The organism is Parabacteroides johnsonii DSM 18315, assembly GCF_025151045.1.
Taxonomy (GTDB): domain Bacteria; phylum Bacteroidota; class Bacteroidia; order Bacteroidales; family Tannerellaceae; genus Parabacteroides; species Parabacteroides johnsonii.
The window spans coordinates 2,768,412-2,787,061 of the sequence record NZ_CP102285.1 but is presented as its reverse complement, the minus strand read 5'-3'; the positions used below and the strand labels follow the sequence as shown (position 1 = coordinate 2,787,061).

Below are 18,650 nucleotides of genomic sequence, written 5' to 3'. Positions count from 1 at the left end.
CTTCAATCAGTATTGCTTTTTTTACCCAACAGGTTTAACTTGAAGCAAATACCTCCCGTGAAATGTTTCCCGTTCTGCAAGGTCGCCTGCAAAAAGAGGTGTTTCCACAACAAGCAGTCTGCGCCGATGTTAATATCGTCACCGGTATATTCTACCATCGCCCGAAGATTCCTTGCAAAGGATGGGCGATAGGTAATGCCGGCCGCTATACCCCGCCATTTGGCATTGAAATCCGAAGTGAAATAACGGTAGGTCAAATGTAGACCAAATTCATGCCGTTTGTACATAACGTGTTTGCTGGCAGCCACATAATAATTCTGGAAATAGTCGTTGACCGGATATCTGCCTTCGGCATAGGATTCGTTCACTTTGCGTCCGGGATCTTGTGCGCCAATAGCAATCGCTGGCCACCATTTGCCTTCCTTCAGTGGGCGGACTTTCAGGTGAAAGTGACGGTCTTTCTTATGATGTCCTACATTGCCATCATTGTCAATTCCTTTCAGGATGGTGCAAACGTATGCTATTTCTATCCATGAAAAAGGGGTAATGGCCAGAAAATGGTTGGTCGTGTTGAATTTTTCTCCTTCATATTGGTAGGTGTCGGGAAGAAATTCCTTGTTCAAGAAGAAAAAACCGACACGGGCTTCTCCCTCTGTCGCCATTTCCGCAGTGGGCACGTGGATCATGCCTGTTACACCCGAATAATCTTGTGCCAGCAATGCCGGATAGCCACATACCATAACAAGAAAGCAAATCAATAATCTTTTCATTTCTTACCTCCTTTCTTGGTTGTGAAATCCGGCTTCATGGTGTTGCTTCCCCATTGCAGGGCGTTGCGGTCAAACCAGCCCTCGCGCTCGTTCTCCTCCGGGTCTGTCGTGTACATCTTGTTGGCATAGGCATCACCCTCCATGCTGTATGTCAGACGGAAGTTAGAAGCCGGACGGAAATTGGCCGTGCGACGTTTCCGTTTGTAAGGTGGTATCATCATCACCACCTTAAAACCGGCATTCTTGCCTCCCTCATTGCTGTACTCTCCATATAGCCCCACTGTGCAGTGGTTGAAATGCCGCATGGCTTCCACAACAGCCCCATAATCTTCATAGAGGAAGCGTCCGCCTCTCGCGCGGAACTGCGTATTCCATTTGTTCAGATAGACATCGGCCCCAAACAAGGCAGTAACCCGTTTTGGGGTACTTGCCTCCCAGTCCACTGCCATAGAGCAATAGCCGGTTAATCCGGCTTGTGCTTCCAATGCAAGCCATCGGTTTACCACATACATTCCTTTCAAGTCCAGTCCATACCGTTCCCGTCCGAACAATCCGCTGCTTGCCTTTAGAAACCATCGCGAGTTCCAATGGGTTTCCTTGGATAGCACTGCCATGTTCAGCCGCACTTTCTTGTATCGGTCGCCATAGTCGTTATACACCGGCACTAATGCCTGCGCTGCGGCCTGCCATCCTTTGCCCATGTTCCATTTCACTCCGGGTGTCAGGTTCAGCAGAATTTCATACACTTTTCCATTGTGAAACAAATCCCGGTAATTGAAATCTGCCCCGACAAACAGATCTACCTGACCGGCAGGTATGGACGGCTGTGCAATTATGGATGAATGCCCATAAAAGACCAGCATGAATAGCAAGATGAACAGTTTCTTGCTTTTTCTCTCGTAAGCTCTCATTTTTTCATATATGCTCGTAATTATTCGATTGTCTATTGGTGTCATAGTTCATATCCCCGTCATCTTTCATCCGATGCCTTTTGTGATGTTTTCTACGAAACGCAAGTTTCTCTTCATCCTTTTAACCCAATGTGAGCCATCCCGGTTTTACTCCAAGATGGCTCACATTGAAACGGCACTCGCACAAAGTGACTTTCAGCCTTTCACCTGAAAAGAGGTGAAAGGTTTATTTTCCCCAATCATTTATTCACACCTTCATTAGTCCGAATATAATCCCCCCATGATAAAACGTTGTTTTAGCTTCCGCCTTTGCTTAGGTTAAAGCAAACATGTTCTTCAAAACATTTATAGCTTGGCATACAACTTGTCCGGTGATTATTTTTTGTCCAAGACCTCATATATGGAATGTTGGCTCTTGAATTCCGGCACCATGTCTTTCATCCGTCTGACGATTTCCATGTCACTTTCCGTCACGCTGGCCCTCACCATGTCGTTCACTTGCCGACAGGCATCCTCGTAATCATATTCCCGGACTTTGGCGATTTTTATTTTGGGATGGAACGTGGGCTGCGTGTTTTCCTTCTCGTTCAACACCTCTTCATAAAGCTTTTCGCCATCGCGCAAACCGGTGATTTGTATCTCCACATCCTTTGCCCCGCTCAGCTGAATCATCCTTTTTGCAAGGTCGATAATTTTTACAGGATTTCCCATGTCGAACACAAAGATTTCTCCGCCATTCCCCATGGTTCCCGCTTCCAACACCAATTTGCAGGCTTCGGGTATCAGCATGAAATAACGCACAATGTCCTTGTGGGTCACCGTTACCGGACCACCATGCTTAATTTGCTCCTTGAACAGTGGAATGACAGAACCGTTCGATCCCAACACATTTCCGAAACGGGTAGTTACGAATTGCGTTACCCCTTTCACCTTGCCCTCCTTGATGGCCTTGTCCAGACTTTGCACATAAATTTCGCAAATGCGCTTGGAGCATCCCATCACATTGGTCGGGTTCACCGCCTTGTCGGTGGATACCATGACAAATTTCTTCACATCATACTTGACGGACAAGTCTGCAATGATTCGTGTGCCGTCCACATTGTTACGGATGCTCTCACCCGGGTTGTTTTCCATCATCGGTACATGCTTGTAAGCCGCCGCATGGAACACATAATCCGGTCGGCTTTCTGCAAAGATTTCCTCCATCCGCTCCTTCATGCAGATGTCGCTGACGATGGTCTGCGCTTCGATGTCCGGCCATTGCTTGGCCATCATCAACCGGATGTCGTGCAACGGAGTTTCGGCTTGGTCTATCAGGATGAGCCTTCGGGGATTAAACTGCGCCACCTGCCGTACAATCTCACTGCCGATGCTCCCTGCGGCACCCGTTATCAGGATAACCTTGTCTGTCAGTAAATCCTTCACCGAATCGAGATTGATTTCTATTTTCTCACGGGGCAGCAAGTCTTCTATTTCCACTTCTTTTAGCTGAGTGTGGCTCAGGTCGCTTTTCCCGTCCCATTCTTGTATGCCGGCAGTCATATGTATTTTGATGCCTGCTGACACCAACCGGCTGACCATATCGGGATTGTTCCGGATGGCATCGTTTTTTAGCGGAGATACCAGCAAGACTTTGGCATGAAGCCGTTTCATTTCTTTCACCAGGTTCTCATCGTTCGGATACACTCGCACGCCCAACAGGTATCGGCTGGTCATATCCGATTCGTCCGACACAAATCCGGCAAGGATAAATGCGGATGCATCTTGGTTACGGATGCTTTTGGCCAATCCCACGCCACCGGCTTTCACCCCATAGATGAAGACCCGCTTGGCTTGTTTCTGATGGAAAGCGGAATCATACAGGAATTTCACCAGAACACGCATAGCCCACATTAGTGTGGTCGCCAGCAAAGCGGCAAGTCCGATGTCCCTCATGCGTATTTCCATGAGCCAGCGGTCTGAATGGAACACATATTTCATTCCCATGATCAATACCAGTCCGGTCAGCATGGCAAACCCTGTCCGCTGCAAATCCACAAAGGAGGAGTAACGGATGATTCCCGAATAGGTATGAAACAGCCTAAAGCCTATAATATAGAAGAGAAGGTAAAAGCTAAATGCTCCCAGCAAAAGGTTAAAATGCTGAAGGGTATGCAATGTTCCGTTGTTGAGCGCATAGACGAAAAAGTCCGCGCCCAGCACAATCAGGCAATCCAAAATGAGAATGACCCAAAATGGAAGTGCCCTCTTGGAAAAATACCAATTAGAAAGGCTTGAAATCATTTACTCATCTGTTTTTATTGGATACTGTTTTTAATCGTTTCTACAATGTACATCACGTCTTGGTCGGTGACGTAGGGTCCGGCTGGCAAGCACAATCCCCTCTTGAACAAACGCTCGGAGGTTCCATCCGTATAACATGGATTCTGTTTGTACACAGGCTGTAGGTGCATCGGTTTCCACAACGGACGAGACTCTACGCCTGCCACATCCAAAGCGATGCGCATGGCTTCCACATTTCTATTTGGTTCGCAATCCGTATGAGGATTGGAAGCGGCATGGGTCACACCGGCTGCACCTCCTACCGCACCTTGTATCACACTTTCATAAGCATGTTCCTCGCCTTTTACGCGGAGGTCAGGGTCAAGCAGGATGGTGGTCAGCCAGTAATTGCTGTCAAAACGAGGCGAAGGATTCTCATGAATCGTGATTCCGTTTACCTCCTTGAGCAGTTCCTTGTACAAAGCCTGTACATGCCTATGATGGGTAATATGCTCATCAAGCACGGTCATTTGTCCACGTCCGATACCAGCGCATATGTTGGACATCCGGTAGTTATAGCCAATCTCTTCGTGTTGATAGTAAGGATAAGCTTCCCGTGCCTGAGTAGCGTAGAACATGATTTTCCTTTTTGATTCCTCGTCCGGGCATATCAATGCACCGCCACCGGAGGTGGTAATCATCTTGTTTCCGTTGAAAGAAAGGATGCCATACTTTCCAAAGGTTCCGCAGACTTGTCCGTCATACCGGCTGCCAAATCCTTCGGCTGCATCTTCAATAACCGGAATACCGTATTTGTCAGCTACCGCACAGATTTCCTCTATCATAGCTGGCATACCATACAAGTACACCGGCACAATGGCCTTCGGTTTCTTTCCCGTGACTGCCATTCGGTCTGTTATCGCCTTTTCCAAAAGTTCCGGGCTCATGTTCCAAGTCTGTGACTCTGAATCCACAAATACAGGTGTGGCCCCCAAGTAAGTCACCGGATGGGCTGAAGCACAGAAAGTGAAGCTCTGCACCAACACTTCATCCCCGGCTTTCACGCCGCAGGCAATCAATGCCAAGTGTACCGCAGCTGTGCCAGCAGACAAAGCCACCACTTTTTTGTTCAGTGAGTTATCGTGCAAGCCCTCTGTATGATTCACAAATCTTTCCAAGTCTTCCTCAAAGCCGTTGACATTGGGGCCGAGGGGGACTACCCAATTGGTATCGAAAGCTTCCTGAATGAAAGCCTGTTCCTTGCCGCTCATGTGGGCAAGGCACAAATAGATACGTTTTTTTGCCATATCAAATATGATTTTTATAGTATGCAGTTGTGTGGGCATTTGAAAACAATCAAATGCCGATGTATTTTTCAGATAAAAATTGATTACCTATGAAAAGGAGGCAAGCTTAAGATAATAGTCTTGCCTAAACCAGAATTTTATTTCAAGTAACGGATAATTCTGCAAGGATTGCCAAATGCCAACACGTGGTCAGGTATATCTTCCGTGATAACGGAACCGGCTCCTATTACGCACCACTTACCGATACTTAAGTTCGGAATGGCAGTTGTGCCCGCACCAATCCAGCTTCCTTCCCCGACATGAACATTTCCGCAAAGCGTTGCGTGCGGGGAAACATGCACATAATCTCCGATGACGCATTCATGATCCACAGAAGCACCGGTATTGATGATGCAATGTTTTCCCGCATTAGCATCCGCTTGAATTATGGCTCCTTGCATGACTACGGTTCCATCTCCAATCTTTGCAGTCGGAGAGAGAATGGCTGACGGATGGATGGCTTTTCCATAGGAAGTCTGCAATCTTTCCGCCACCTGTTTACGAATCTTGTTGTTGCCGATGCTTATGATGAATGGTGATTCTCCGGTAAAAGTATGCCGCACCGGATAACCTTGTAGTTGGTCAATATTCGGATTGTCATCTATCAGACCGTCCACCCGTACACCGGATGCCTCCAGAATGTCAATGATTACCTTGGCATGGCCGCTTGCTCCATATAAATACATACGCGAATCAGTTATTTCCGGTAAAAGGTTCCATCGTGGCGGACGTTTCCGAGGAAATACCTTCCCGAACCAATACCTTCTTTATAGTTAGTAAGATGATTTTCAGATCCAACAGGAAAGAACAATGGTCTACATACCACACGTCCAGTTCAAACTTCTTGCTCCAGCTGATGGCGTTCCGCCCATTGCATTGCGCCCAACCTGTGATTCCCGGACGTACTTCGTGACGCCTTGCCTGTTCCTTGTTGTATAAGGGCAAGTATTGCACAAGCAGGGGGCGAGGTCCAATCAAGGCCATGTCGCCTTTCAACACGTTTATCAGCTGTGGCAACTCGTCAATGGAAGTGGAACGGACAAATCGGCCCACCTTGGTCAGCCGTTGTTCATCCGGCAACAGGTTTCCATCGGCATCCCGCTCGTCCGTCATGGTCTTGAATTTGATGACCTTGAAAATTTTACCGTTCTTACCCGGACGTTCTTGCAGGAAGAAAGCCCCCGCACCCTTATTTGCGAAATGCAGCCAAAGGGTAATGACAAGGAGTATCGGCCAAATGACAGCCAATACGCAAAGGACGAGGATAAAATCTATCACTCGTTTCAAACAATGTTTATACATGATTTTGCGTTCACAAATGTACATCGTACATATACATCATATTCTTCGCGTGATTATCGCTCCAAGAAACAAATTCAAATGATCCGTTGGTAATACGCGAGGAATTCATTCCAGAGCCTCTGTTGGTCAAATCGGTTGACGATGGACGGCCGGGTGGAGGCTGCGAAATGTTGGTATAAGGCAGTGTCTTCTACCATCCTTTTCATTTTTCGATAGAGGTCATCTGCATTCCTCGGTTCCACCAGTAACCCATTGTCTTCGGTCACCACATTGTTGCACCCGATGATGTCCGAACTGATGACCGGCACGCCCATGGCGCCCGCTTCCATTAAGACCATGCCGAATCCTTCCCTATACGACGGCAATAGCAGGCATTGCGATGCCGCCAGAAAAGGCCTTACGTCCGATTGTCTTCCGCCATACACCACTCCATCTTGATTCCCCCTTATCACGTCCTGCACACGGGCATCCACAGGATTCTGTTCGTTTTCAAAAGCCCCTAAAATTAGCAAACGTACACGAGGATTCTCTTTCCTGTATCGGGTAAATGCCTCAATCATTTCATTGACCCCTTTGTCCTTGACGATACGTCCCATAAAGATAAATAGGAAATCATCCTTGCTGATGCCGTATTGATTCCTCAGCCCTTCCTTCTCTTCCTGACTGTACGCAGAAGCGTCAAAGAAATCTTTATTGATCCCATTGCAACTGCCATAACCGATTACCCGGCTTTTCCTTGCCGGGCAAATACCATCCTTTGCCAGCGTTTTTTTTACCCCATCACTTACGCACAATACCTGCGTTGCGCACGCGCAAGTCAGCTTTTCCATGCTTTCCAATATCCGCCTCATTATGCCGCTGCAACCTTGGTATCGAAGTCCGTGGCACATATAGATGCGAGTTCTAATTCCCGTCAGTTTGGCTGCAAGCATGGCAAGCAACGCACCTTTTGGTGTGTTTCCATGTACGGCATCCGGTTTCATCATATGGAAATAAGATAAGAAAGCTAACAGACTTTTCAAGTCCTTGAAGAGTGAAATCTCCCGTTTCATGGGAAGTTCATGCACTTGGATGCCTTCCGACATTCCTCTTTCGCCCAATTCATTCGGCTTCAATTCGTTCGAACTGACGAATGTCAAGTCGAAGTGGTTCGACATGAAGTTAAGTTGTCCCTTGAACAGTACCATTGACTGGGCGACTGTTGTGACCCATATTAATTTTTTCATCACTTGAAGTACTGATAAATGTTTACATTATATTGTGCCAGCGGAACAGTGTATACAAATATCACTTAGTTTGCTCTTTCAAAATAATTCTAGGCTTTTGCATTACGCAAACAGAATAATCAGGCATGTCTTCCACAACTACTGCATTGGCTCCAACCTTGCAATAATTGCCAATTTTTACATTTGGTAAAATTTTTGCACCTGTACCTAATTCGCAATAATCTCCTATAATAACATTGCCACCAGCGATTGTTACTTGATGATATATTGTGCAGTAAGCTCCAACTATTATATCATGTCCACATACAATTCCATTAGGTCCATGTGGTAGAAATGGAGGAGTAGTAAACCTACTGCCAGCGTTTACATTCGTACCAAATGAACAATGATGTCGGGCATCTATCCTCTTTATCCAATATAAATAATACAACTTAATTAATAAAGGGGTCTTGTTTTGAGGATTAATAACGATGTTTCTTCTTCTCCAATACTTATCGTGATTATATCCATGAATCCACGCTAAAACTTTTTTTTGCAAAGGGCTCTTATTTACCCCCCCCCCTGTTAAATTTTGTAATTTTTCTTAAGGTGCACATAGGAAAATGTTGGCTAATTTAGTTACAATATTGGGAAATATATTAAATAATCCCATGGAAAACTTTAGTTTAAATGATACTACCGATGAATGCCGTATTTCATTCCAGCTTTCACTAAATTTAAATAGAATCATTTGCTTCTGTTCTTTGGTTGCCATGGGATTCATATAGCTAAGAAGTAGAGCTTTGCAGAGTTGACGATATGAACAATCTTCTAAATCACGTTCAGCTGTTTGCTTAAAAAAAGTGATGCGCTCATTATAAGCGTCAATAAAACTGAGATTTGGTCTCTTTTTATGTTGAGTCATAGTGCTCATTTCATTATACGCATAATAATAATATGGGCGTGACGTGACAACTATTTTCTTTGCCGAATAATACCACCTCCATGTAATCCAATCATCTTCAAAAAATCTTCCTTCCGGTATTTTAAAATTTTTGACAATGTTCGTTTTGTAAAGTTTTCCCCACACAATAATTTTTGCAGCATCTGAAGTGAAAATGCTATGAGAGTTATAAACTTTTACAGATAAATCCTTTGTAACATTAGGGAATATACGATCATTGCCCCTTACATAATTACATTGCACAATCCCTGCTTGATGTTTCAAGGCTAGGCTAATTAAATCCTGCACATAATCTACATGTAGAAAATCATCCCCGTCTAAAAAAGAAATATATTCTCCTTCCGCTAAATCTATTGCGACATTGCGAGCTGCGGCAACCCCTCCATTAGTTTTATGAATAACTTTTATTCTATTATCCTCCTTAGCATATTCATCGCAAATCTTACCACTCTTATCAGGAGATCCATCATCTACAAGAATAAGTTCCCAGTTATCGTATGACTGATGTAGTACACTTTCTATGCAAGTAGGCAAATATTGTTCAACTTTGTAGCAAGGAACAATAATTGAAACTCTAGGTAATAAATTTTTATTCATGAAATACAACTTGTTTTAGCAATCCTCGTATATTTTAGCAAGTTCTTCAAATTTGCTAGAAAGCTGTTCTTGTATCATAGCTCTACTGTGATTTCTTTTCCCACATTCATATGCTTTCTTCTGGTATTCTGTTATGAGAGTAGGGATATCGCAAATTTTTTGAAGTTGAGGCAAAATGCTTTGATAATCTGAACAACAAAATGCCGCATCTTTATCTTTGAGATATTGATAACCTGCATGTTTCTCCCAACAAATTGCCATAATCGCGCAAGACGAAGCCATTAAATCTATTATCTTGGTTGAAAAAGAAACCCTAGTTAACAATCTGTTCTTTTTATCCAATGATTCCACATGAAGGGCAATATCTGCATTTTTATAAACTTTTTTAAGCTCAACTGGAGTTACACTCCCTTTCATAAAGATAAATGCATCCTCAGAAAGTGCCGCTTTCTGCTCTCTGGTCATCTCCTCTTGGGTATAGACGTCAAGTATCATGCGAATGCCGTTCTTGTTTATTACCTGAAGAGCCCTGCCGATTTCAACCAGTGATTTCCAACGGTTACAATATAAACGTCCGGCATATACTAACCGGATAGGTGTTCCTATTTCTTTAGGAGTATATTTGTCAGCGAACTCACCACATTTCATTAACGTTGAACTTTCAATACCATATTCAGACTTATATTCAGCAGCTTGGTCTTGACTGAATGTGAAATAATGGCTGTAAAGTGAGATGTGTTTTGAAAAGCGTTCGTGAATGGCTTTCCTTCGTATCCGATTTAATAAACTTCCGTATTTAGGAACAGATGCTTCATCATCGGCTGTGAATGCGACAAAAGGAGCGCTTGTCATAGTAGACACCAACTTTTCTAAACGCATTTGTTTCGGAGAAATATATCGCGGACAGAACACAATATCAGGATTAAATTCTTGAATAAATTTTTGTAATTCCTCCGTATCGTACCGTCCTGCTAACCAAATAAAATCCCGAAGTAATTGAACAGGCGTATTGAAAGTCATTGATATTTTCTTCATGAATCCATATATGCCTTTCCGCTGAGCGTTTTGCTTTGCTTCTACAATATCTTTAGCCTTACTGATCTTGGATATTTTTCTACCAGCTTTGTGTCCTCCCAGTATTGATTTAGCCATTTGGCCATCTGTTATTTGAAAGTATTTATCACAAATGCTATTTATCGGTAATCCTGGAGATGTATATATTTGGGCGAATTCTGCATTAAAACCAGTGAACCAGTTTGTAAGCACACCATTCCCATAGACATAGTCATTCCATTCTTCGCTAGTAATAAGTAGAATCCTCATGTTTATTTATTTCCTCCACACCATCTTATTTACCACCCCCGTGTAACTCTGAATAAGTTTCACCACCTTTGTAGAAACATTCTCACCCGTATAGTCAGGAACAGGAGTTCCGTAATCACCTTTTTTGTGCAGCTCCACAGCCGTTTCCACTGCTTGCAGAAGCGATTTCTCATCAATACCTGCCAACACAAAGCATGCTTTGTCCAGCGCCTCCGGACGTTCGGTGGAGGTACGGATGCAGACGGCTGGGAAAGGATGACCAACCGAGGTGAAGAATGAGCTTTCCTCGGGTAGTGTACCGCTGTCGCTCACAACGGCAAAGGCGTTTATTTGTAAGCAATTGTAGTCATGGAATCCTAACGGATCGTGTCGAATGACCCGTGTATCTAGTTTGAATCCACTTGTTTCCAAACGCTTACGGCTGCGTGGATGGCAACTGTACAGGATAGGCATGTCATACTTGGCCGCCAAAGCGTTAATAGCATTGAACAGCGAGGTGAAATTTTTCTCCGTATCTATGTTCTCTTCTCGGTGGGCAGACAGCAGGATGTATTTGCCTTTCTGCAAACCCAAACGCTTGTGGATGTCGCTCTTCTCTATTTCCGCTAGGTTAGCGTGCAACACTTCCGCCATAGGCGAACCAGTCACGTAGGTCCGTTCCTTGGGCAGACCACACTCTGCCAAGTAGCGACGGGCATGTTCACTGTAGGCCAAGTTCACATCACTGATGATATCCACAATGCGGCGGTTGGTTTCTTCGGGTAGGCACTCATCTTTACAGCGGTTTCCTGCCTCCATATGGAAGATGGGGATGTGCAGGCGTTTTGCTCCTATCACAGAGAGGCAGGAGTTGGTATCGCCAAGTACCAGCACCGCATCCGGCAGTATCTGTACCATTAGTTTATAAGAAGCGTTGATGATGTTGCCCATCGTTGCCCCCAAATCATCCCCAACGGCATCCATATACACTTCCGGCTCTTTCAGTTTCAGGTCACGGAAGAACACGCCGTTCAGGTTGTAGTCGTAGTTTTGCCCGGTATGCGCCAGGATGCAGTCGAAGTATTGGCGGCACTTCGTGATCACTGCCGCCAGCCGGATAATCTCCGGGCGGGTACCTACGATGATCAGCAGTTTCAGTTTCCCGTTCCCGGCGAATTTAATGTCCGAATAATCTGTTCTCAGTTCCATTATCGCTTTTGTTTTAGAGATTCATGATGTTGTCCTCAGTCAGAGGGGTATAAGGTCCGTCTTTTACTTCAAAGATTACCGTCGCGTTTTCCAAAACCTCCAATGTATGCCATTGTCCGGCAGGGATGTGTACGCCATAGATTCCTGAAGCTACAGACAATTCCTGTCTTTCCTGCACTTGTTTGTCTTCATTGTAGAAGAGGACGTTTATCCTTCCTCTTAACAGGATATAGGTCTCAGCAGTATGTGGATGCCGATGTACAGGTAACTGCGTTCCCGGCTCCAAAGCGTTCAGCAGGCGTTGTGCCTTGGCCTCCAAATCGTCATGCAGATTATAGTTCATCCGCAAACGAGGACTGAGTGTGGCTTTCTCCGACACTTCGTCCAGCAAAATATCATTGATTAATTGCATAAAACATTATTTATCAAGTGCCTATTTATTTTCTTTCAATACCACCTCTTCATAATACGTGTCCGGTCGGTTGGGATCAAACGGTTCGTTAGCCCACATCACAGTAACCAAGTTTTCTGTATCCGATAAGTTGATTATATTGTGCGTATAGCCGGGAAGCATATGTACGGCTTCTATCTTTTCGCCAGACACTTCAAATTCTATTACTTCATCTGTTCCCACCTTGCGCTGCTGAATCAGCCCATGTCCGGCCACTACGATAAAAAACTCCCACTTGGAATTATGCCAATGTTGCCCTTTCGTAATACCCGGTTTGGTGATGTTCACCGACACCTGCCCGCAGTCGGCGGTTTTCAGTAGCTCGGTAAATGAACCTCGCTGATCAATATTCATTTTCAACGGAAAGGCCATTTCCTCTTTGGGCAGATAAGTCAGATAGGTGGAATACAATTTCTTGGCAAACGATCCGGTTGGAATCTGAGGAATCAAGAGGGTCTGGGGTTGACTGTGGAACAATTGTAGCAAATCAACGATTTCTCCTAAAGTCGCCCTGTGGCTTACCGGCACAGCACAATAGCGTCCCTCCGGATTCAGCACCGTTTCCACTCCGTCAAATTCGCAATGGTGCTCATTCCCTGTCAATGCGGCAATCATCTCCTCCACGAGGTCATCGATGTAGAGAAGTTCAAGTGCGGTGGAACGGTCGTTGACTGAGATGGGCAGATCGTTGGCAATGTTGTGGCAAAAAGTGGCAACTGCGGAATTGTAATTCGGACGACACCATTTTCCAAACAGGTTTGGGAAACGATAGACTAATACTTTTGCGCCTGTTTCTTCGCCATAACGGAAGAACAGTTCCTCGCCAGCCAGCTTCGATTTGCCATAGTCAGATTCCCCATATCGCCCTATCAAGGTCGCCTGAATGGATGACGATAGCATGACTGGACAGCGATTGTAGTGTTTGCGCAGCGCATCAAGCAACATAGAGGCAAATCCAAAGTTGCCTGCCATAAACTCGCTCTGCTCTTTGGGGCGGTTTACCCCCGCAAGGTTAAAGACGAAATCAGCCTTAGCGCAATACTCATCGAGCTGTTCCGGAGTGGAATCGATGTCGTATTCCATCACTTCCTCAATGACAAGCTCGCCATAATTGCGTGCCTTGCCATCACGTATGTTCTTGAGTTGGGTGCAAAGGTTCTTGCCGACAAATCCCCTTGCCCCCGTAACCAGTATCTTCATTATTCTGAACGAATTTCTTTTGCATTGGCGCGTTCTATCAAGCCCAAATCTTCCTGAATGAAGCGAAGGCGCATCAATTGCTTTTTCATGCCTTCCACATCCAGCTGAGTCGTGTTGTGGCTATGATAATCCTCTATTTGGGACACCTTTTCGTCTCCTTCAATGAAAAATTTGTCATAGTTCAAGTCGCGGTTGTCACAAGGAATTCTGTAATAATCGCCCATGTCTATGGCTTTGGCCATCTCCTCACGGGTCACCAGCGTTTCGTAAAGCTTTTCTCCATGGCGAGTACCGATGACCTTGACTTCGGTTTCTCCATACTTGGGATTGATTTGTGCGTAAATCTCCTTCAAGGCTGTAGCCAAGGTGGCCAAAGTAGCGGCAGGAGCTTTCTGCACGAAGAGGTCTCCGTTATGCCCGTGTGTGAAAGCATAGACTACCAAGTCTACCGCATCATCAAGCGTCATCATAAAGCGGGTCATGTTCGGATCTGTGATGGTAATGGGTTTGCCGTCCATCATCTGTTCCACCCACAAGGGAATCACAGAACCACGACTGGCCATCACGTTACCATAGCGTGTGCAGCAGATAGTCGTCTGTGCGTTCTCGCCCAATTCACGTCCCTTGGCAATGGCCACTTTCTCCATCAGTGCCTTGCTGATGCCCATGGCGTTGATGGGGTAAGCCGCCTTGTCCGTGCTGAGCACCACGACGTTCTTCACTCCGTGTTCTATGGCAGAGAGAAGTACATTTTCCGTACCTAATACATTGGTACGAGTAGCTTCCATTGGGAAAAACTCGCAGCTGGGTACTTGCTTCAAAGCAGCAGCACTAAACACGTAGTTCACTCCACGCATCGCCACATCTACTGATGTCTTATTACGTACATTTCCAATATAGAATTTCACTTTGGGATTTTGCAACAGATGACGCATGTCATCCTGTTTTTTCTCGTCACGGCTAAAGATGCGTATTTCCTTAATGTCGCTATCTAGAAAACGGCGTAGCACTGCGTTGCCGAAAGAACCGGTACCACCGGTTATCAGCAAAACTTTATCTTTGAAAACTGACATAATGTATGAATGATAAAATAATTGTTATCAGTAATTTTTACCTACGAGCACTCAATTTATGGAACTCCCTTTAAAGAGTATTTTTCAATAACCTGAATTGAGTGCTTACTTACCTTTTCATTTATGAAGTATGTTTTTTCGAATTCGATTAACAGCTAATTTCATTTCAGTCGTTTTGCCATAAACCGCTAAGAATATTACATTGAAAGATAATATACTTATAACAGCATCGAAAATGAGACCTAATAACCCAGATATTCTAACCCAATCAATAATCAAATGGCTAATAAAATATGAGGCAAACAATAAAACCATCCAAACAATGAACCTTCCATAATAAGATTTTGGTGATTTATCAAATCCCTTCCGATATACAAAATAAGGATCAATAATGCAATATGTAAAAAGTCTAGCTATTACTGTTGCAATGAACACACCTGGCAGCTCCAAATATATTGCACCAATAATTCCAAATGCGATATTGATAATAGCTGCATATAACGGTGCAAATCTTGCTTCCTTAAAAAGCCCCATGGCCGTTCTATAAGAAGATGGTATTGAATTTATCATGAGTACATAAAACCCCAATACTAAAGTTACAACTACAATATCATCCAACAAAAATTCTCTACCCAACCATAAATAAACAAAAGGAGTCAACAAGCATGACATACTAACGGAAACAGTACCTACCAACCAAAAGGACAAAAGACTAAGCTGTTTGAAGGTGTTTTCATTATCTTCTTTGGATGCCATAACATTATAATTTCCAATGCTGGCACTGATGCCTGCAACCCCTTGGTTTATAATAGTCGTAATTGCATTGATTATAAGGGAATAGTTTGAACATACACCTACTAATGTCGTCTTAATAAATCCCGATATTATTATACTGCTTGAGCCGTTAAGAATAACCGAACCAAGTTTGTAGATAATAATATTTTTTATATTAAAAAAAATATTTTGCCGTTCTTCTACTTGTAATTTTAGATGTTCGTATTCCGAAATCCATGCATACTTCTTGTTTACATAGACAGTTGTAAAAATGTTATTAGCTAAAGTGACAACGATGAAAGCCACAAGAAAGAGGATGAAATTATGGGTCAGATATAATATTACTACTTGTATACCAACTAATAATATATTTAATGCTGTATGTATAGCTATGACAATATAATTTTTTTGATCGGCAATCAAAAGAGATTTTTTATACCCATAAATATATGAACATACTGTATTCAATAGGAACAATATATATAATAATGTGATGTTCTCCTTTACATCAGGTACATCAGAAATAATCAAGTCTAAAAAAGGTATAACAGACAATCCTAAGAGTAATATGGTAATGGCTATGTAACGGTATGCCGTAGCAAAAAGATTGATAAGTTTACCTACTTGTTCTCTATCTCCTAAAGCCAAAGGTTTATAAAGACTGTAAATAATCGCAGATCCGATACCCAACTCAGTAAATGATAATAAGGTAAGGATGTTAGTAAATAATCCATTGACTGATAGATATTCATTCCCTAAAGTGACAACAAACACAGTTCGTGTCACAAAAGACAAAAGCAAAGATAGAATTTGAGTTCCAGAACCTATACTCAAATTCTTAATTGTGTTCAATGTCCTGTATGAGCCCATTTATGAAGTATGTTCCTTAGATTTCTTGCTTTAGGTATTGTCCAGCCAAGTATTCGACAGTAAATGTAAGCGGTCTTGAAATGTTTATTCTGACAGAAAAAATTCAATGGACGTAAATGCAACCTTGTGGAAGTAAGTTTACGTTCTAATACCCTATCATTATTCAGATTGATTTCAAGCTCTTTAATCGCTGTTTTTTGTGGAAGTGCATTACAGCAGGTATATACTCCTTCTAAAATTCCATCTAATGCTTCAATCCTAATTTCATCCAAAGCTTTATTTTTAATATCGAAAATATTAGTAAGTTTATTGACTCTAATATTTGCGCCTTTGATAATATCACGAAGTTTTCCTTCTTTAAATGTTTTGTTTACAGAATCTTCCTTATCCAAATAAACATTATATAAACACTTTTCAATCGCAACCAAAACTGTTCCTTCTGTGAGATTTGCATAATTGAAGATGCTATCTTCACCATAGACGCAACTTTCATCAAACAAAACTTTTATGTAGCTTTTTTTGTATAATTTATTACATGGAGACGGCATAAGATATTTGAAATGCTTTTTGAATATTTCCCAATTACCATTTTGATAGATTGCATTACCTGGATTCGGAGTTCGTAAGAGTCTTCCGTTTTTGTACACATTAAAGCCAAATAATACAAAATCAGGGCTTACGGTTATTTGTTTCGTTACAATTTCGCAACAGTTCGGTTGTAATTCATCATCACTATCAAGGAAAAGAATATATTCTCCTTTGCAAACTTTCAGTCCGGCATTTCTTGCACTTGCTTGCCTACCGTTCTGCTTGTGTATTACACGAATTCGATTGTCTGTAGTAGCGATATGTTCACAAAGATCGGGAGTTTCATCAGTGCTGCCATCGTCAACGATTATAATTTCAAGATTTGTGTAAGATTGATTAATTACACTAGGTAACTATATACCAGTTTGCACCAGTACAAAGTTACCGTTGTTTTTAATTAGTTTTCCTATAATTTATAAATCTTTTTAAGTTTAAATAAAGTTTCAATTTGTCCATTTTCCTTTACTACATCTTCCTTTATTAAACCTTTCTTGTAACCATAATAATATATCTCACAAAATGAAGTCCCCTTTATTCTACGCACAACTTTTATAGTTTTAAGCGGTTTTCCATCAAAAACTATATCCTCGTACATAGATTCCAAACTCAATTTATCCCCACTAAAATCAACATAAGTCCACGTTGCTTTCCCTTTTTCCGATGGAGGAAGTATAAGGTCTTCTTTTATGGAATTAGGGTCTTTTGCAAACTCATCTTCCTTCAAAACATAATTGTTTGTATGTCCACTTATATCTGAAACTTTAATTTTATCAAGAACAATAGAATTAGCTTGGGAAGCATAATACGTTACCGTTTTTGTTGATATAGTAGTTTCTCCCATCATCATAGATGTTACTATTGATCTCAATTTAGGAGTATAAACAATTTGTTTTCCTATTTGACTTGGTTTTACTGTTCCTAAAATCTTAACACAAGTCCCTTCCTCTGGAAGATAGAAATCTTCTACTTTAAAACTTTCTTGTCCCCATACATTAATTGTTGTCACCATTAAAAGCGTTACAAACAAAAACTTTAATTTTACCATACTTTTGTTATTTTACTCCTTCCAACAGCCAACAAAGGAATGATTATCAAAAAAAGAAGTGGGCTGCTATCCACTTTTCTGTTAGGTGTCGCCAAACCCCTGTACACGCGCAGACAAGCAACCCACTTGATATAGCAAGTTACTTGTGCCTTGCGTGTTGTTAAAAATTGGCGACTTTAACAGAAAAAAGGCACTTCCGAAAATTTTCCACAATAGTCCCTCTGGACGCTACAAATGTAACATTTTATTTTGACATGTAACAGTATAGTGTTACATTTGCGGTAAACTTAAAAATGAATATTATGGAAAATACGAATGAACAAGAAATTAAGATTGGGGATTATGTTAAACTAAAAAGTGATCCAGATCAAATATTTATAATTGCAGAAATAGTAGATGAATATACTATTTCTGCAATTGACAAAAATAAAAACAGATATCCTTTAAACATTTCTGATATAGAAATAGGGGATTATGCAGATATGCTTAAATATGAAAAATATCCTCCACTTTTTTTACGTCCCCAAGACCTTTCGGACAGCGACATGTACACCTAATTCTTCATTCCATTCGATTTTGAATTTAGAAGACGGGCAGTATAGAGGTGCAATTAATTTTACAAAAGTTTCGTCATTAAAAAATCCTCCTCTTTTCCCCCATTGACGATAAACCCTTGTATCCTCAATGGGGAGGTTCATTTCTTTGGCGATCTCTTCCAATTGTTTCCTACATTGTTCTGTAGTAGGTGGTATTTTTTCTTTCATGATTGATTTTTAATATT

General features: G+C 42.3%; 19 protein-coding genes. 1 reads left to right on the top strand and 18 read right to left on the bottom strand.

Going from position 1 to position 18,650, the window contains the following annotated elements; translation table 11 throughout:
* Positions 1–2: 2 nt before the first annotated feature.
* The 17 genes from NQ564_RS11425 to NQ564_RS11345 all read right to left on the bottom strand — a co-directional run bounded on the left by NQ564_RS11425 (position 3) and on the right by NQ564_RS11345 (position 17,869).
* Positions 3–770: a YjbH domain-containing protein gene (locus NQ564_RS11425; RefSeq protein WP_008151284.1), complete on the bottom strand. Its 768-nt coding sequence runs from the start codon at positions 768–770 to the stop codon at positions 3–5.
* Positions 767–1,726, bottom strand: coding sequence for a hypothetical protein (locus NQ564_RS11420; protein WP_008151282.1), 960 nt, complete (start codon positions 1,724–1,726; stop codon positions 767–769). The genes NQ564_RS11425 and NQ564_RS11420 overlap by 4 nt, the downstream gene beginning before the upstream one ends.
* A 330-nt stretch (positions 1,727–2,056) precedes the next feature.
* On the bottom strand, positions 2,057–3,964 hold the full coding sequence (locus NQ564_RS11415; protein WP_227963144.1) for a polysaccharide biosynthesis protein: 1,908 nt from the start codon (positions 3,962–3,964) through the stop codon (positions 2,057–2,059).
* A 14-nt stretch (positions 3,965–3,978) separates the two neighbouring features.
* The gene (locus tag NQ564_RS11410; protein WP_039848307.1) at positions 3,979–5,250 is read right to left on the bottom strand and encodes a DegT/DnrJ/EryC1/StrS family aminotransferase; all 1,272 of its coding nucleotides are present in this window, start codon (positions 5,248–5,250) and stop codon (positions 3,979–3,981) included.
* Positions 5,251–5,387: 137 nt separating this feature from the next.
* Entirely contained in the window at positions 5,388–5,975 is a 588-nt protein-coding gene (locus tag NQ564_RS11405; protein WP_008151272.1) for an acetyltransferase, read from the bottom strand.
* 7 nt (positions 5,976–5,982) lie between these two features.
* On the bottom strand, positions 5,983–6,591 hold the full coding sequence (locus NQ564_RS11400; RefSeq protein ID WP_039848292.1) for a sugar transferase: 609 nt from the start codon (positions 6,589–6,591) through the stop codon (positions 5,983–5,985).
* 74 nt (positions 6,592–6,665) lie between these two features.
* Positions 6,666–7,817, bottom strand: a complete 1,152-nt coding sequence (locus tag NQ564_RS11395; protein ID WP_008151268.1) for a glycosyltransferase family 4 protein — start codon at positions 7,815–7,817, stop codon at positions 6,666–6,668.
* A 61-nt stretch (positions 7,818–7,878) separates the two neighbouring features.
* Entirely contained in the window at positions 7,879–8,355 is a 477-nt protein-coding gene (locus tag NQ564_RS11390) for a serine O-acetyltransferase (RefSeq protein ID WP_008151267.1), read from the bottom strand.
* A 45-nt stretch (positions 8,356–8,400) separates the two neighbouring features.
* Positions 8,401–9,357 carry a glycosyltransferase family 2 protein gene (locus tag NQ564_RS11385; RefSeq protein ID WP_008151265.1) on the bottom strand — a complete coding sequence of 319 codons (957 nt, stop codon included), beginning with the start codon at positions 9,355–9,357 and terminating at the stop codon, positions 8,401–8,403.
* A gap of 15 nt (positions 9,358–9,372) precedes the next feature.
* A complete protein-coding gene (locus NQ564_RS11380; RefSeq protein ID WP_227963143.1) occupies positions 9,373–10,509 on the bottom strand; it encodes a glycosyltransferase family protein in 1,137 nt (378 codons plus the stop codon).
* 177 nt (positions 10,510–10,686) lie between these two features.
* On the bottom strand, positions 10,687–11,868 hold the full coding sequence (locus NQ564_RS11375) for a UDP-N-acetyl glucosamine 2-epimerase (protein ID WP_008151263.1): 1,182 nt from the start codon (positions 11,866–11,868) through the stop codon (positions 10,687–10,689).
* A gap of 13 nt (positions 11,869–11,881) precedes the next feature.
* Positions 11,882–12,280 carry a WbuC family cupin fold metalloprotein gene (locus tag NQ564_RS11370; protein WP_008151262.1) on the bottom strand — a complete coding sequence of 133 codons (399 nt, stop codon included), beginning with the start codon at positions 12,278–12,280 and terminating at the stop codon, positions 11,882–11,884.
* Between the two features lie 21 nt (positions 12,281–12,301).
* Positions 12,302–13,519 (bottom strand): capsular polysaccharide biosynthesis protein CapF, encoded by a 1,218-nt coding sequence (locus NQ564_RS11365; protein ID WP_008151261.1) that lies wholly within the window; start codon positions 13,517–13,519, stop codon positions 12,302–12,304.
* On the bottom strand, positions 13,519–14,592 hold the full coding sequence (locus NQ564_RS11360; RefSeq protein WP_008151260.1) for a polysaccharide biosynthesis protein: 1,074 nt from the start codon (positions 14,590–14,592) through the stop codon (positions 13,519–13,521). The genes NQ564_RS11365 and NQ564_RS11360 overlap by 1 nt, the downstream gene beginning before the upstream one ends.
* A 117-nt stretch (positions 14,593–14,709) precedes the next feature.
* The gene (locus NQ564_RS11355; protein WP_157632063.1) at positions 14,710–16,200 is read right to left on the bottom strand and encodes a lipopolysaccharide biosynthesis protein; all 1,491 of its coding nucleotides are present in this window, start codon (positions 16,198–16,200) and stop codon (positions 14,710–14,712) included.
* A 14-nt stretch (positions 16,201–16,214) separates the two neighbouring features.
* Positions 16,215–17,132 (bottom strand): glycosyltransferase family 2 protein, encoded by a 918-nt coding sequence (locus NQ564_RS11350; RefSeq protein ID WP_233421229.1) that lies wholly within the window; start codon positions 17,130–17,132, stop codon positions 16,215–16,217.
* A 98-nt stretch (positions 17,133–17,230) separates the two neighbouring features.
* Positions 17,231–17,869 (bottom strand): hypothetical protein, encoded by a 639-nt coding sequence (locus NQ564_RS11345; protein ID WP_008151257.1) that lies wholly within the window; start codon positions 17,867–17,869, stop codon positions 17,231–17,233.
* Between the two features lie 302 nt (positions 17,870–18,171).
* Here NQ564_RS11345 and NQ564_RS11340 point away from each other — a divergent pair, with 302 nt between their 5' ends.
* Positions 18,172–18,426, top strand: a complete 255-nt coding sequence (locus tag NQ564_RS11340) for a hypothetical protein (protein WP_157632062.1) — start codon at positions 18,172–18,174, stop codon at positions 18,424–18,426.
* Here NQ564_RS11340 and NQ564_RS11335 read toward each other — a convergent pair.
* Positions 18,385–18,633, bottom strand: a complete 249-nt coding sequence (locus tag NQ564_RS11335; RefSeq protein WP_157632061.1) for a hypothetical protein — start codon at positions 18,631–18,633, stop codon at positions 18,385–18,387. The two genes, NQ564_RS11340 and NQ564_RS11335, sit on opposite strands and share 42 nt — an antisense overlap.
* Positions 18,634–18,650 lie beyond the last annotated feature (17 nt).

What these genes read in the sequence shown, in the direction of transcription:
- NQ564_RS11410 (WP_039848307.1), bottom strand. Translation starts at nt 5,250, where the DNA reads ATGGCAAAAAAACGTATCTATTTGTGCCTTGCCCACATGAGCGGCAAG.
- NQ564_RS11370 (WP_008151262.1), bottom strand. Translation starts at nt 12,280, where the DNA reads ATGCAATTAATCAATGATATTTTGCTGGACGAAGTGTCGGAGAAAGCC.
- NQ564_RS11340 (WP_157632062.1), top strand. Translation starts at nt 18,172, where the DNA reads ATGGAAAATACGAATGAACAAGAAATTAAGATTGGGGATTATGTTAAA.
- NQ564_RS11385 (WP_008151265.1), bottom strand. Translation starts at nt 9,357, where the DNA reads ATGAATAAAAATTTATTACCTAGAGTTTCAATTATTGTTCCTTGCTAC.
- NQ564_RS11405 (WP_008151272.1), bottom strand. Translation starts at nt 5,975, where the DNA reads ATGTATTTATATGGAGCAAGCGGCCATGCCAAGGTAATCATTGACATT.
- NQ564_RS11365 (WP_008151261.1), bottom strand. Translation starts at nt 13,519, where the DNA reads ATGAAGATACTGGTTACGGGGGCAAGGGGATTTGTCGGCAAGAACCTT.
- NQ564_RS11380 (WP_227963143.1), bottom strand. Translation starts at nt 10,509, where the DNA reads ATGGCTAAATCAATACTGGGAGGACACAAAGCTGGTAGAAAAATATCC.
- NQ564_RS11415 (WP_227963144.1), bottom strand. Translation starts at nt 3,964, where the DNA reads ATGATTTCAAGCCTTTCTAATTGGTATTTTTCCAAGAGGGCACTTCCA.
- NQ564_RS11360 (WP_008151260.1), bottom strand. Translation starts at nt 14,592, where the DNA reads ATGTCAGTTTTCAAAGATAAAGTTTTGCTGATAACCGGTGGTACCGGT.
- NQ564_RS11375 (WP_008151263.1), bottom strand. Translation starts at nt 11,868, where the DNA reads ATGGAACTGAGAACAGATTATTCGGACATTAAATTCGCCGGGAACGGG.
- NQ564_RS11420 (WP_008151282.1), bottom strand. Translation starts at nt 1,726, where the DNA reads ATGACACCAATAGACAATCGAATAATTACGAGCATATATGAAAAAATG.
- NQ564_RS11395 (WP_008151268.1), bottom strand. Translation starts at nt 7,817, where the DNA reads ATGAAAAAATTAATATGGGTCACAACAGTCGCCCAGTCAATGGTACTG.
- NQ564_RS11345 (WP_008151257.1), bottom strand. Translation starts at nt 17,869, where the DNA reads ATGGTAAAATTAAAGTTTTTGTTTGTAACGCTTTTAATGGTGACAACA.
- NQ564_RS11335 (WP_157632061.1), bottom strand. Translation starts at nt 18,633, where the DNA reads ATGAAAGAAAAAATACCACCTACTACAGAACAATGTAGGAAACAATTG.
- NQ564_RS11400 (WP_039848292.1), bottom strand. Translation starts at nt 6,591, where the DNA reads ATGTATAAACATTGTTTGAAACGAGTGATAGATTTTATCCTCGTCCTT.
- NQ564_RS11425 (WP_008151284.1), bottom strand. Translation starts at nt 770, where the DNA reads ATGAAAAGATTATTGATTTGCTTTCTTGTTATGGTATGTGGCTATCCG.